Source organism: Cobetia sp. 5-25-4-2, assembly GCF_013374075.1.
In the GTDB taxonomy this organism is placed as follows: domain Bacteria; phylum Pseudomonadota; class Gammaproteobacteria; order Pseudomonadales; family Halomonadaceae; genus Cobetia; species Cobetia marina.
The window spans coordinates 44,407-57,728 of sequence record NZ_BLWK01000008.1 but is presented as its reverse complement, the minus strand read 5'-3'; the positions used below and the strand labels follow the sequence as shown (position 1 = coordinate 57,728).

The 13,322-nt window shown below is 63.8% G+C and carries 10 protein-coding genes; 2 read left to right on the top strand and 8 right to left on the bottom strand.

The features are described 5' to 3' along the window. Positions 1-71: 71 nt before the first annotated feature. The 3 genes from HXS65_RS15155 to HXS65_RS15145 all read right to left on the bottom strand — a co-directional run bounded on the left by HXS65_RS15155 (position 72) and on the right by HXS65_RS15145 (position 4,217). Complete coding sequence (locus HXS65_RS15155) at positions 72-1,034, bottom strand: DMT family transporter (protein WP_255304531.1); 963 nt, start codon at positions 1,032-1,034, stop codon at positions 72-74. A gap of 291 nt (positions 1,035-1,325) precedes the next feature. Beyond that, positions 1,326-3,272, bottom strand: a complete 1,947-nt coding sequence (acs, locus tag HXS65_RS15150) for an acetate--CoA ligase (RefSeq protein ID WP_176494305.1) — start codon at positions 3,270-3,272, stop codon at positions 1,326-1,328. Positions 3,273-3,566: 294 nt separating this feature from the next. Beyond that, complete coding sequence (locus HXS65_RS15145) at positions 3,567-4,217, bottom strand: SprT-like domain-containing protein (protein WP_169477287.1); 651 nt, start codon at positions 4,215-4,217, stop codon at positions 3,567-3,569. Positions 4,218-4,398: 181 nt separating this feature from the next. Here HXS65_RS15145 and HXS65_RS15140 point away from each other — a divergent pair, with 181 nt between their 5' ends. Next, complete coding sequence (locus HXS65_RS15140) at positions 4,399-5,130, top strand: YecA family protein (RefSeq protein ID WP_176494304.1); 732 nt, start codon at positions 4,399-4,401, stop codon at positions 5,128-5,130. Positions 5,131-5,246: 116 nt separating this feature from the next. On the opposite strand, the gene HXS65_RS15135 is transcribed toward HXS65_RS15140, so the two are convergent. Beyond that, positions 5,247-6,371, bottom strand: coding sequence for a phosphatidylserine/phosphatidylglycerophosphate/cardiolipin synthase family protein (locus tag HXS65_RS15135; protein ID WP_176494303.1), 1,125 nt, complete (start codon positions 6,369-6,371; stop codon positions 5,247-5,249). 212 nt (positions 6,372-6,583) lie between these two features. On the opposite strand from HXS65_RS15135, the gene plsB reads away from it, so the two are divergent. Then, entirely contained in the window at positions 6,584-9,106 is a 2,523-nt protein-coding gene (gene plsB, locus HXS65_RS15130) for a glycerol-3-phosphate 1-O-acyltransferase PlsB (protein WP_141392096.1), read from the top strand. A gap of 121 nt (positions 9,107-9,227) precedes the next feature. Here plsB and HXS65_RS15125 read toward each other — a convergent pair whose 3' ends face one another. From HXS65_RS15125 to adk, 4 genes are all read right to left on the bottom strand, one after another. Next, entirely contained in the window at positions 9,228-9,971 is a 744-nt protein-coding gene (locus tag HXS65_RS15125) for a class I SAM-dependent methyltransferase (protein WP_176494321.1), read from the bottom strand. Positions 9,972-10,222: 251 nt separating this feature from the next. Then, on the bottom strand, positions 10,223-11,038 hold the full coding sequence (locus HXS65_RS15120) for an undecaprenyl-diphosphate phosphatase (RefSeq protein WP_077380138.1): 816 nt from the start codon (positions 11,036-11,038) through the stop codon (positions 10,223-10,225). A 207-nt stretch (positions 11,039-11,245) separates the two neighbouring features. Further along, positions 11,246-11,941 (bottom strand): tRNA (adenosine(37)-N6)-threonylcarbamoyltransferase complex dimerization subunit type 1 TsaB, encoded by a 696-nt coding sequence (tsaB, locus tag HXS65_RS15115; RefSeq protein ID WP_077380140.1) that lies wholly within the window; start codon positions 11,939-11,941, stop codon positions 11,246-11,248. A gap of 288 nt (positions 11,942-12,229) precedes the next feature. Then, positions 12,230-12,886 carry an adenylate kinase gene (adk, locus tag HXS65_RS15110; protein WP_176494302.1) on the bottom strand — a complete coding sequence of 219 codons (657 nt, stop codon included), beginning with the start codon at positions 12,884-12,886 and terminating at the stop codon, positions 12,230-12,232. Positions 12,887-13,322: the final 436 nt, after the last annotated feature.

The window sequence follows — 13,322 nt, the reverse complement described above, 5'->3', positions numbered from 1 at the left end:
ATCGCACGGATTGCCCAATGATGAGTGGACAATGCACAAGTGAATTCTGACAGCATCCTGCGGATGGAGAGTCAGACCACCCTAACCGCAACGCGACTCGCATGCCAACCGACCAGTGCCACACCGGCAATCAGCAGGAAACCCATGAGGCTGGCAGCGTCCGGCACTTCTCCCCAGATCGCCCAGCCGGCCAATGCGGAGAACACGATGGTGAGATAGGAATAGATCGACACTTCCCCCGCGGGCGCCAGCCGATAGGCCGTGGTCATCAGGATCTGGCCACCGGCCGCGAAGACCCCGATCCCCAACAGGGCCAGTGCCTGTGGCGCACTGGGCATCACCGGATTCATCAGCATAGGCACCAGGGTGACGATGCTGGAGACCAGCGAGAAATGTAACACGATTGTCGCGGAAGCCTCACGCCCTCGCAGCGCCCGAATCAGTGTGTAGGCAGCGCCGGCCAACATGGCCGAGCCCAATCCGACCAGCGCCGGAAACAGTGCCTCCACACCTCCCTCGGCGAACGCCATCTGCGGCTTGATGACCAGAGTCGCCCCCACGAAGGCAATCAGCATGCCTACCAACCGCCAGCCGCCCAGGCGCTCTGCCAGAAACATGCCGGCAAACAGCATCACGAAAAACGGCGACAGCTTGTTTAGGATAGTCGCATCCGCAAGCAGCAGGTGATCGATGGCGTAGAAGAAGCTCATCACGCCGCCAAGCCCGATCAGCGAGCGCGCCAGCAGCAACGGCTGATGGTGCCAGTGTCCCAGCAGACGAGCGCCCGCCATGCGAACCATCACGACGGCAACCACCAGGCTTACGAGGTTGCGCACGAAGACCTTCTCGAACAGCGGCAAGTCACCGCTCAACTTGACCATCGCCCCCATCAACGCGAAGGAGATCGCCGACAGGCACATCAGCACGACAGCGCGTGGACGGTTCTCGCCCTCGGTGGATGACGATGATGCAACCTGTGAGGAAGTGGCGGGCTGAGACGTGGCGCAGGATGCATCCGACTTGCCTGCTGACATGGGGGCTGCCTTGATCATGAAGTGAATGAGGAAATGCTCAGGGAGGCCATCAGGCCCACCTGTCGCATGCGGGTTGTCGCATCATTATCAAGTCAGCCGCTCATCGATGGCCAACCTTTCCTGCTTCAGACACGGCCAGGATGTGCACGAGACAGACACTCACGAAACAGGCACCCACGAAACAGGAGCGCATGACCCGGACGCACACGAAAAAAGCGCGGGAGCCAAGCTCCCGCGCTTTCGATGTCGCGACGTGTCTCGTCAGGCCTGCATGGCCGCCATCCGACGAGTTCAGCGGTTGGCGCGATGCTCGATCAGATCATCCACCACCGTCGGGTCCGCCAGCGTCGAGGTATCCCCAAGACCGTCGGTCTCGTTGGCGGCGATCTTGCGCAGGATACGCCGCATGATCTTGCCGGAACGCGTCTTGGGCAGTCCCGGTGCCCACTGGATGACATCAGGTGACGCGATCGGCCCGATGTCCTTGCGCACCCACTGGGTCAGGGTCTTCTTGAGCTCATCGCTTGGCTCGATGCCATCATTGAGCGTCACGTAGATGTAGATCCCCTGCCCCTTGATGTCATGGGGATAACCGACCACTGCGGCTTCGGCGACCGCCTCATGCGCGACCAGCGATGACTCGATCTCGGCCGTGCCCATGCGGTGCCCGGAAACGTTGAGCACGTCGTCGACGCGTCCGGTGATCCAGTAATACCCATCCTCATCACGGCGGCAGCCATCGCCGGTGAAGTACATGCCGGCATAGGTGGAGAAATAGGTCTGCACGTAACGCTCATGGTTGCCCCAGATGGAGCGCGCCTGCCCCGGCCAGCTGTCGAGAATCACCAGATTGCCTTCGGTGGCTCCCTCGAGAATGTTGCCCTCGTTGTTGACCAGCGCCGGCTGCACGCCAAAGAACGGCAAGGTGGCGGAACCCGGCTTGAGATCCGTGGCACCCGGCAGCGGCGCGATCATGATGCCGCCGGTCTCGGTCTGCCACCAGGTATCCACCAGCGGGCAGTTGCCCTTGCCGATCACGCGGTGGAACCACTCCCATGCCTCAGGATTGATCGGCTCACCCACCGAGCCGAGCAGGCGCAGGCTGTCGCGGGAACTGGAGTCCATCACGCCATCGCCGTGTGCCATCAGCGCGCGCACGGCAGTCGGGGCCGTGTAGAGAATATTGACCTGATGCTTGTCGACGATCTCCCCCATGCGCCCGTGAGTCGGATAGCTGGGCACCCCCTCGAACATCAGCGTGGTCGCGCCGTTGGCCAGCGGTCCATAGACGATGTAGCTGTGCCCTGTCACCCAGCCGACATCCGCCGTGCACCAGTAGATGTCGCCATCGTGGTAGTCGAAGACGTAACGATGGGTCATGGCCGCATAGAGCAGATAGCCGCCCGTGGTGTGCTTCAGCCCCTTGGGCGTGCCGGTGGAGCCGGAGGTGTAGAGAATGAACAGCGGGTCTTCCGCGCCCATCGCTTCTGCCGGGCAGTCGCTGGACTGACGGTCGACCAGCTCGTGGAACCACAGATCACGACTCCCCCAGTGCACGTCACCCCCGGTACGCCGCACCACCAGCACGTGGTCGACGCAGCCGTTGCCATCGCGCTCCAGCGCATCGTCGACATTCTCCTTGAGCGGCACTCGCTTGCCACCGCGCAGCGATTCATCGGCGGTGATCACGATGCGCGAGCTGGAATCGGCGATCCGTCCTGCCAGCGCGTCCGGCGAGAAGCCCCCGAAGACCACCGAGTGCACCGCACCGATACGGGTACAGGCCAGCATCGCCATGGCCGCTTCGGGGATCATCGGCATGTACAGGGTGACCACGTCACCACGCCCCACGCCCAGTTCCTTGAGGCCATTGGCGAACTGGCTGACGCGCGCATGCAGCTCGCGATAGGTGATCGACTGGGACTCACTGGGGTCATCCCCTTCCCAGATGATCGCCACCTGGTCGCCACGCTCCTCGAGATGACGATCCAGGCAGTTGTGGGCCACGTTGAGCTGACCATCCTCGAACCAGCGCACATCGACATTCTCAGGGCCGAAGTCGGTACTGCGTATCACCGAGGGCGCCTTGAACCAGTCCAGCGACTGCGCCTGCTCGGCCCAGAAATCCTCGGGTGCCTCGACAGACTGCTGATACATGGCCTGGTAGCGCTCACGATCTACCCATGCACGGGCGGCAACATCAGGCTTGACCGGGTGAACCTTGGCATCTTCGCTCATTGTTGTTCGACCTCTGGAAGTTGGCGGGCGACACGCCTCGGGCTGCCTCATACGACACGGGTACGCTGCGGACGAGTCATGGCTAGTCCGTTTCAGCTTAAACCCAAGCATGGGGGGGCCACACACTAGACCTTGGTAGACAATTTTTTCCCAATAATTTCAACTATTTATCAACAAATAACACCAAGGTCACAGCGACTTTCGCCGCAGAAAACCCGCACTCCAGAGGGACTGAGCGCGCCACGGCGGCATTGAAAACGGGAGGCAGGACAGCACGGAAGGCGATGGCAGGCATCAGGAATCGCTCAATGGCCCCTTGAGCGCTTTCCCGCACTGCCGGCATCGGTAACGCTGCCCACGAAGCGCATTGGCATGTCGACGATGACTCAGATAGTGCGGTGTCTCGCAATCGCATCCGTAGGCCCAGGGCATCGGACTCGCGCGGGAAACATCCATGCGGTGGGTCACCTCAGGTGCGACACCATAGAGATTCGTCATGACCTGCTGCCACTCCGGGCCATGCGGCTTGACCCGCTGGCCGCGCGCGCGCTCCACCACTTCCATCACCACCCAGTGCGCCACCTCATGAGGGACGGTCTGGCTCAGGAAGTGATGGCGGTTCTCGCACAGCAATTGCCAGTTGAAGCGCAGGCGCTGGCGCGCCGGTTCGGCTGTCCCGGCAGTGCGTCCTCTGAGACGACAGGACACGGCGGGCATGCGCATCTCGGGATAGTGCGCACGTGCGCGCGCCAGACAGGCCAGCACACGGGATTGCAGCATGGCATGCAGTTGCGGCTCGCTGAGGGCATCCAGTGTCTGCTCATCGGCCAACGGCAGGGGGTCGGCGACCGCATCACCGAGACACGCCAGCACATGGTCGACGGGAAAGCGATATCGACTGACGACACCGCCATCCACGGCGGGCGCGACACGGGAACAAGACATGAGACGACCCCTTGATGCCAGACGATCGAGGTGAACGGCAACCGCTGAAGAAAGTGGAGAATTCGACGATTCAGGGGCTTTCGTGGCGACGAAAACCCCTGCCACGAGATGATACACTAGCCACATTCGCAGTGGCCGCGACGCCCTGCCCGACTTCTATCCCGCATGTGAGACCTTCCCCATGGCCGAGCCTGTCCAGACCCAGCCGTTGCTGGATGATGAATCCCTCGACATCCTCGATGAGTTCCTTGAATCCGACCTGGTCGGCCCGGAAGCCCTCGACATCATCAGCGCGCATGGCTTCATGCTGGCACTGGCCATCGCACCACGCGAAGTGCCTTCCAGCCTGTGGCTGCCGGAGCTGTTCCAGGGGCAGCCAGCCTATGAAAGCCCCGAGCAGGAAGCCCAGGTGGTCGCGCTGTTCGAGCAGATGCGCGCCAATGCCATCGACGCCCTCGAGCACGGCATCCTGCCTGAGCTGCTGTTCGAGCTGGAACTCGGTGGCCTCGACCCTGTCGAGACGCCGATCGGTGACTGGTGTGCAGGCTTCATGGAAGGTGTCTTCATGGACGAGGATGCCTGGTTCGGGACCCAGGAAGAGACCGCGGCCGAGCTGCTGCTGCCCTTCATGGCCATCTCGGGCGTATTCGACGATGAAGACCCGGAGATCGGCGAGCTGATCGCCGACCCCGTCGGTGCCCAGCGCTTCGTCAACCAGCTGCCGGAACTGCTGCTGGATCTCTACCTGCTCTATCGCGTGCCGCCGGAAAGCCCCAAGCCATCACCGCGCCGCAAGGGAGCCGCAACGCCGGGCGCCGCGGGCATTCCGCGTGGCAAGCATGCGGGCGGCAAGGGCAGTGGCAAAGGCGGCGCGAAGAAGCCTGCTGGCAAGGGTAGCGGCAAGAAGCGCTGAGCCCCCGCCATCCCCCTCTTTGCGCCGCGCAGCGCCAGACACGACAACGCCGGACGCCCCTTGGGGTCGTCCGGCGTTGTCGTTTGATGAAGCAGTGTCTGACATCCGTGAACTGGCTAGCGCAGCCGCGTCACCAGGCTATCCAGGGTGCCATAGCCCCACTCGCGACAGCGTTGCGCCAGAGAGCGTCGCTGCCAGGCAGCCCGGGTGATCTCGACGCTGCGCGCGAAATGCTGCTCGAACAGCGCCGCCACCTCCGCCGCGAAGCGATGGTCCTGCACCTCCTGATTGGCCTCCAGATTCCATTGCAGGCTCCAGTGATCGAAGTTGCATGACCCCAGCGTGACCCAGTCATCCGCCAGCGAGAACTTGGCATGCAGAAAGCGCGGCTGGAATTCATGGATCCGCACGCCCGCCTTGAGGAGACTCGCATAGAAACGCTGCCCCGCAGAACGCACGCCGGGATGGTCGTGATGCTGTCCCGCGATCAACAGCTGCACATCGACGCCGCGCCGAGCCGCCCGCTTGAGGCGTCGACGCATGCTGAAGGTCGGCACGAAGTAAGGCGTGCAGATCCACAGCCGCTTGCGGGTGCTGCTGGCCTGATGCTGGAGCGAGTGGCGAATCGCCTGATAACGAAATCCATGGCCCCAGACGACACGCCCGCGCATCCCCAGATATCCCGTGACGACGTTGACCGCATTGATGTTGACGCTGCGCACGGCCTCACGACGCCCCTGCCCCTCGCTGGCAGCGGAATCCCAGACCCGCGCGAACAGCCTGACCCAGTCACGGATACAGGGCCCCTCGATGCGTATCGCCACTTCTGACCAGGCCTCGGCAAACTCATCGACCGCGCCGAAACCACCGGTGAAGCCCACCTCGCCATCCACGACCAGCAGCTTGCGGTGATCCCGCGTCAGGTTGCGACCGAACCGCCACCAGCGAATCGGGTTGTAGAAGCGCAGGGCGATGCCGACCTCGGTCATGCGCTGGCGATCCGCCTCCTCGAGCCCCAGCGAGCCGAAACCATCCAGCAGCACCAGTACATTGACGCCACGCTGGCACGCAGCGCTCAAAGCCTCGATCAGGACCCGACTGAGGTGACCGCTTTCGGCCAGATACAGTTCGAGCAGTATCGAGTGACGTGCGCCTTCCACCGCCTCCAGCATGCTGGGCAGAAAGCGCGCCCCCTCCGGCAGCAGGGTAAATCGATTGCCTGAACGCCACATTCCGAGCATGACATGCCTCCCGTCGCTCCCGCACTGGGCAATGACAGCCGATATCGGCGTCATCGAACAGAATGCGTATAATGATCAATATCATGCATGCGGCGACCCAACGTCGATATCCTCGGATCGCCACTCCCGCATCCTGTGAGTCAACGCAAACGATCCTGCTTGTGACAGCGTCTCACCATCGAACTTTTCGAGTACACCTGCGAGGCTCCGCCATGTCGCCCGTCACCCTGTTATTGCGCCCTCTGCGCAACCTCAGCCGCCGTCTGCTGGACAAATGGGTGGAGCTGCGCGCGGTGGAACCCGACATCAACGCGCTGGACCACAGTGCCCTGAATCTCGACCCCGACCTGCCGGTGGTCTACGTCTTCCCCTATCAGGCGCTCTCCGATGAACTGGTGATCGAGCAGCTTTGCGAGGGGCGTGGCCTGCCATCTCCCACTCTGCCCTTGAGCATAGGCGACATGCGTCTGAGTCACTCGCGGTTGCGCCTGCTGCGTCACTCACGCAAGGGCAAGGGCCTGCTCTCCCGACGACTCGCGCAGCTGATCGAGGCACTGGAGAACGCCCCGGATGAGGTCGAGGTCCAGCTGGTACCGGTCAGCGTGTTCTGGGGGCGTGCGCCGGGCAAGGAATTCGGCTTCTGGAAGTTCATCTCCGCTGACAGCTGGCGTGTCACCGGGGTATTGCGTCGCGCCATCGCCATCCTCGTGCATGGTCGCTCGGTGGATGTGCACTTCGGCCAGCCGCTCAAGCTCCACGAGGTGCTGCGCGAAGGTCCCGAGGATCAGGCGCTGGCGCGCCGGCGCATCGCTCGTCTGCTGCGCGTGCACTTTCGTCGCGTGCGCACTCGACTGCTGGGGCCGGACCTCTCGCATCGCCACACCATGATCCGCAATCTGCAGAAGGCGCCCGCCGTACAGGACGTGATCAGCGAGCTGGCCCGCGACCAGAACCAGCGTCCCGCGCGTCTCGAGAAGCGCGCGTTGAGATACGGCCGCGAGATCGCCTCCAACATGGGCTATCCCGTGCAGCGCTTCCTGGCTCACGCCCTCAAGCGCTTGTGGCACAAGCTGTATGACGGCATCGAGATCCGCGGCATGTCGCGCGTCAAGGCGATCGCCGGGGACTGCGAGCTGATCTATGTGCCCTGCCATCGCAGCCACATCGATTATCTGCTGCTGTCCTACGTGCTGTTTCACGAAGGGCTGATGACGCCGCACGTGGCAGCCGGCAAGAATCTCGACATGCCGGTGATCGGCCCGATCCTCCGGCGTGGCGGCGCCTTCTTCCTGCGCCGCAGCTTCCGTGACAATCGCCTCTATGGCGCGGTCTTCGATGAATATGTCCACCAGCTGATCACCCGCGGGCACCCGGTGGAATACTTCATCGAGGGTGGACGCTCACGCACGGGGCGCATGTTGCCGCCACGCCCGGGCATGCTGGCGATGACGCTGCGTTCCTTCCTGCGTGACACGCGCCGCGAGGTCGCTTTCGTCCCGGTCTACATCGGCTACGAGAAGGTCTTCGAGAGCCTCAGCTATCAGCGTGAACTGTCGGGCGCCAGCAAGAAGAAGGAGTCGCCGCTGGATCTGATTCGCGTGCTGGGCCAGCTCAAGCAGCCCTTCGGCAAGGTCTATCTCAACATTGGCGAGCCGCTCAAGCTGGGAGCCTGGCTGGACGAGACCACTCCCGAGTGGCAGGCCAGTCGCCACCAGCGGCGCCCGGAATGGCTGACCAGTGCCGTGCCGCGACTGGGCAACGAGATCGCCACGCGCATCAATGCCGCCGCGGCCCTCAACCCTGTCTCGCTGTCGGCGCTGGTGCTGCTTTCCACCGCACACCACGCCATCGAGTCCAGTCTGATGCAGCGCCAGCTGGCCATGCTGGTGCGACTGGCCGGCAAGCTGCCTGGCCGGCAGGACCACAGCCTGCCCGAAGGCACGCCGGAAGAATGGATCGCGCACTGTGCGCACCTGGGGCTGGTCACCCTACGCCCCCAGCACCTCGGTGAGCTGGTGATCGCCACACCGGAACAGGCCAGCCTGCTGACCTGGTACCGCAACAACGTCCTGCATCTGCTGGCGCTGCCGGCGCTGATCGCCTTCGCCTTCCGCAACACCGCCCAGTACACCCTGCAGGCGCTGGATGAGCAGATCAGCCCGGCCTGGCCCGTGCTGGTACGTGAACTGTTCGTGCCGGAAGCCCCGGAGCTGAAAGGCGATATCGCCGCCACCCTCGCGCTGCTCAGCGACGAGGGCCTGCTGGAGCACCAGCCGGCAACCGAGAACACGCCCGAACGCTGGTCGCGTCCGGTCGCAAGCCAGGAATCCTCCGAGCAGCTGCGGCTGCTGGCCCAGCCGGTCCAGCCGACGCTGGAGCGCGGCTACCTGCTGATCGCGGCCTTGCTGCAACACGGCAGCGGCACGCTGGATCGCGAAGCCCTCGAGACCCACTCCGGCGCGCTGGCAGAGCGGCTGACGCTGCTCTCGGGCCTCAACGCGCCCGAGTTCTTCGACAAGCGACTGTTCCGCGGCCTGCTGGATACCCTGCTGGAGCTGGACTTCATCTGGCTGGACGACAACCGCCTGTGCTTCGGCGAAGCGCTGGAAGACCTGCAGACCCGTGGGCGCGACCTGTTCGACCCGGCATTGCGCCATCGCTTGCAGCATGTGCGCCTGCGCGATACGCCGGACACGCCAGAGGACAATGCTGACTCGGCTGACGAGCCACGCTGACAACGGTGCCACGCCATCCCTTCGCATGAACGACAGGACCCCGCTCGCGGCAGACGCGAGCGGGGTCCTGTCATCTTCAGAGCGGTCATGCACGTCAGGGTGCATCACCCGGCCTTCGCGGCTAGCGCAGCGCCTGCTTGACGTAGACGTCGTAGCGGCTGGTCTTCTCCTCCACCACATGACTCGGCGCGATGCCGCCGATCGGCTCAGCCTTGCGTGGACGCTTGACCACCACCCGATGGGTCGCGACCTCCAGTGCCGAATCCAGCAAGGCCGGCGCATCCGCGTCATCCCCCGCCAGGGCACGGAAGAGCCGCATCTCCTTCTTCACCAGCGCGGACTTGTCACGGTGCGGGTACATCGGATCCAGATGCACCACCTGCGGCGGCTGATCCCACAGCGCGACGAGCTCTCCCAGATCACGCGAGGCATCCCCCTGCAGCGCCTGCATGCGTAGCGCGATCTCGCGTATCTCGTCGTCTGCACAGCCCTGCGCGCGGGTCAGGCCATCGACCAGGATCGCCGCCGTCGCGGCGACACGCTCGATCATCAGCACCGGCGATCCGAGACTTGCCAGCACGAAGGCATCGCGCCCCAGCCCGGCGGTGGCATCGACGATGCTTGGCAGTGCGCCGCGATTCAGGCCACAGGCCCGCGCGATCAGCTGATTGCGCCCCCCACCGAAACGCCGGCGGTGGTCCGCCCGACCAGCGACGAAATCCACATGCAGCGGTTTGCCGTACTCGCGCTCGTCACCGGCGATCACGACCCGCGGTATGCCCTGCTCGTCCTGCGCCACCTCGAGCCGCAGAGCCGGCAACGCATCATCGTCCCGGATGGCGATCCCGAAGTGCGCCGCCAGCATGGCGAGCTCCGGGTGCACCGCCAGCTGCGAGCGAGCGATGGCGATCACGGGGGTCGCGGCAGCGGCGTCAGAGGAAGGAGCGAGGGGATCGGATGGCAGCATGAACGGGCTCTATGGAAATGAAGAGACGCTGGGACTCGCGAAAGACCAGCACAAAGGCGACATGATAAACGCAAGCAAGGCTGACAGAAACGCCGACGGCGCCGCAAGAGCGACGCCGTCGGAGAAAGACTGAACCTGCCGTATGCGACTTACAGCAACAGCATGCCGAACAGCAGCACGCCCAGCAGCAGACGGTAGATGACGAAGGGCAACATGCCGATGCTGTCGATGGCCTTGAGGAACAGCTTGATGCACACCAGCGCCGAGACGAAGGACAGCACCACACCCAGTCCGACATCGAACAGCTGGGCTTCACTGCCGGTCTCGATCAGCTCCAGCCCCTTGAGTGAGCCCGCCGCGAGAATCAGCGGAATCGACAGCAGGAAGGAGAAGCGTGCCGCACTCTGACGCTCGAAGCCCAGCAGCAGTGCGGCAGTGATGGTGATGCCCGAGCGCGAGGTGCCCGGAATCAGTGCCAATGCCTGGAACAGACCGATGATCAACGCCCCCTTGAGCGTGAGCGTCGCCAGATCCCGCGTGCGCGTGCCCTTGGCATCCGCCCACCACAGCAGCAGACCGAAGACGATGGTGGTCGTGCCGATCACGGCAGTCGAACGCCCGGCCGTTTCCACCACATCGCCCAACAGGCCACCGAAGACGACGGCCGGCAGCGTCGCCAGCAATACCGCCCAGCCCAGACGGCTGTCGTCGGTCTGACGCGCCGCAAGCCCGCCAGAACCGCTGAACTGTCCGAACCAGCCAGCGAGGATATTGACGACATCCTTGCGAAAGGCCATCACCACGGCCAGCAGAGTGCCGACATGGACCGCGACATCGAAGGCCAGTCCCTGGTCCGGCCAGCCAAGCACCTGGGAGGGCAGGATCAGGTGAGCGGAGGAGGAAATCGGCAGAAATTCGGTCAGACCTTGAATGACGGCCAACGCCACCACGTGCATGAGTTCCATGAAACATCCTTTTAAGAGTAACGGGCCTCAATGGCCCACACGGACGACAGACATCGCCTGTGGCACTGCGAGGTGCGGTGATGACAGAACGGTTCCCTGTCAGCCGATGCGCGACCGACATCAGGGGCCGCAGTGTGATGCTGAAACCTTACGGCAGCCTTGGCAGACCACCTGACTGACGCGAGAGGATGGCGATCCCTGGCGCCATCAGCGCCATGCCACCTCGTTGCGCAGATAGACAGGCTGCGCCTCGACGGCAGCGACTGCCTCGCCGCGCGCAAAGGCCTGCGCCGCCAGGATGACCATGTCCTCGGCATCCGGCTGCGGTGCCTCCAGGCGCTGCACGATGCTGGCGCGCAAGGCTTCCGGCAGCGCATCGTGCATGACCAGCCCGGAACCGATGGCCAGCCAGTCGTGCTCACGAAGCTCCTGGGGCAACTCCACGAGTCCCGGCGCCACGACCTGCTCGGGCAGCAGCTGGCTGACCTCGACCTCACCTTCGGCGGAGGTCGCCACACGATAGGCGCCGGTGTAAAGCTCGCCCATGCGGGCATCCAGCATCGGCAACACGAAACGGGCGTGGTGATGGCGATGGGCCTGCAGCGCCAGCGCCGCCAGGGTCGAGACACCGATCACCGGCACCTCAAGCCCGAAGGCCAGCCCCTGGATGGTGCCAGCCGCGATGCGCAGGCCCGTGAAGGAACCCGGGCCGTGGCCATAGGCCAGCGCGTCCAGATCCTTCAACGTCAGCTGGGCATCTGCCAGCAGCGTCTCGATCATCGGCATCATCAGCTGGGTATGCTGACGGGGAGCTTCACAGCGCTCGGCAGTAACAACGCCGTCCTGCCACAGGGCAACGGAACAGGCGGAGGAGGATGCATCAATGGCCAGAAGCGTGGTCATGGGCGGTTCATCATCAGAAAAATGTGACGCGATTCTACCCGTCCCCCGCTAGCAGCAAAAGACGCAGGGTGTCCACGGCAGGTGTCGGCGCTGTGCGTCAGTCGTGCCACAGGCCGCGAACCTGCGCTGCAGAAGGGGTCTGTCGCAACACGCCATTTCGCTTTCGCGACCAAAGAAAACGCCCGCAGACAAAGCCTGCGGGCGTTTTCAAGGCGCTTGATACCGAAAGAGCACATCATGCGGGCCATGGCGGCGCCATAGTCCTCATGCCGTCTCAGGCAACGCGACTCACTGCTCCAGCGCGCTGACCAGCTGGGCACGAATGTCATCGACGGAACCGATGCCTTCGATGCGATGGTAGGCCGGTGCCTGGGCATCGCCAGTGGCGGACCAGCTGGAGTAGTACTCGACCAGCGGCTCGGTCTGCTCATGGTAGACGGACAGACGGTTGCGCACCGTGGCTTCACGGTCATCTTCACGCTGGATCAAGGCTTCGCCAGTGACGTCGTCCTTGCTTTCCTCGCGCGGCGGGTTGTACTCGATGTGATAGACACGACCGGAATCCGGGTGCACACGACGACCGGACAGGCGCTTGACGATTTCCTCGTCCGCCACGGCGATCTCGACCACGTGGTCCAGCTTCACGCCCGCTTCCTTCATGGCGTCAGCCTGCGGAATGGTGCGCGGGAAGCCATCGAACAGGAAGCCGTTCTCGCAGTCGGGCTGGCTGATGCGTTCCTTGACCAGAGCGATGATGATCTCGTCGGACACCAGCCCGCCGGTATTCATGATCTCCTTGACCTTGAGCCCCAGCTCGCTGCCGGCCTTGACCGCTGCACGCAACATGTCTCCGGTGGAAATCTGCGGGATGTTGAAACGCTCGCAGATGAACTGGGCCTGAGTGCCCTTGCCGGCGCCGGGGGCGCCCAACAGGATCAAACGCATCGGTACTGCTCCTTGAGTGTGCAAATGAAAAGCGTGAAACAGGTGTAAATGGGTCATCCGGGCTTGTGTGCCCTGCCCTCGACGGCAGATGGCCATCCGAGGCGCTCTGGCCGCCGAGCGCTCAAGACGACTCGGCTCACGCGCTGACCTGCGCAGTGTCTCCCCATCGACATGACAGTGAAGGAGACAGCCACGGGGCCTCGAGCGGCTTGCGACCAGGATGAAACAGGAAGCGGACCGACTGGTGGCGTGACCAACACTCTCCACGCACTGACGATCTCATTATGTCATCGCTATGCAACGCAAGGGCTGACGATACCGCTCACACGGCCATCGCACAAGCACACCAAAGGCGCGCATGACGCCCCTTGGCACTGTTTTGGCTCATTGATGACGGACGAGGCGATCGCCGCGTGCAGCGCCTCGTGATCCAGCC

Coding starts and splice junctions, on each gene's coding strand:
- tsaB (WP_077380140.1), bottom strand. CDS start 11,941: ATGACCACGCTTCTGGCCATTGATGCATCCTCCTCCGCCTGTTCCGTT.
- HXS65_RS15125 (WP_176494321.1), bottom strand. CDS start 9,971: ATGCTGGCGGCGCACTTCGGGATCGCCATCCGGGACGATGATGCGTTG.
- HXS65_RS15135 (WP_176494303.1), bottom strand. CDS start 6,371: ATGCTCGGAATGTGGCGTTCAGGCAATCGATTTACCCTGCTGCCGGAG.
- adk (WP_176494302.1), bottom strand. CDS start 12,886: ATGCGTTTGATCCTGTTGGGCGCCCCCGGCGCCGGCAAGGGCACTCAG.
- plsB (WP_141392096.1), top strand. CDS start 6,584: ATGTCGCCCGTCACCCTGTTATTGCGCCCTCTGCGCAACCTCAGCCGC.
- HXS65_RS15145 (WP_169477287.1), bottom strand. CDS start 4,217: ATGTCTTGTTCCCGTGTCGCGCCCGCCGTGGATGGCGGTGTCGTCAGT.
- HXS65_RS15140 (WP_176494304.1), top strand. CDS start 4,399: ATGGCCGAGCCTGTCCAGACCCAGCCGTTGCTGGATGATGAATCCCTC.
- HXS65_RS15120 (WP_077380138.1), bottom strand. CDS start 11,038: ATGGAACTCATGCACGTGGTGGCGTTGGCCGTCATTCAAGGTCTGACC.
- HXS65_RS15155 (WP_255304531.1), bottom strand. CDS start 1,034: ATGTCAGCAGGCAAGTCGGATGCATCCTGCGCCACGTCTCAGCCCGCC.
- acs (WP_176494305.1), bottom strand. CDS start 3,272: ATGAGCGAAGATGCCAAGGTTCACCCGGTCAAGCCTGATGTTGCCGCC.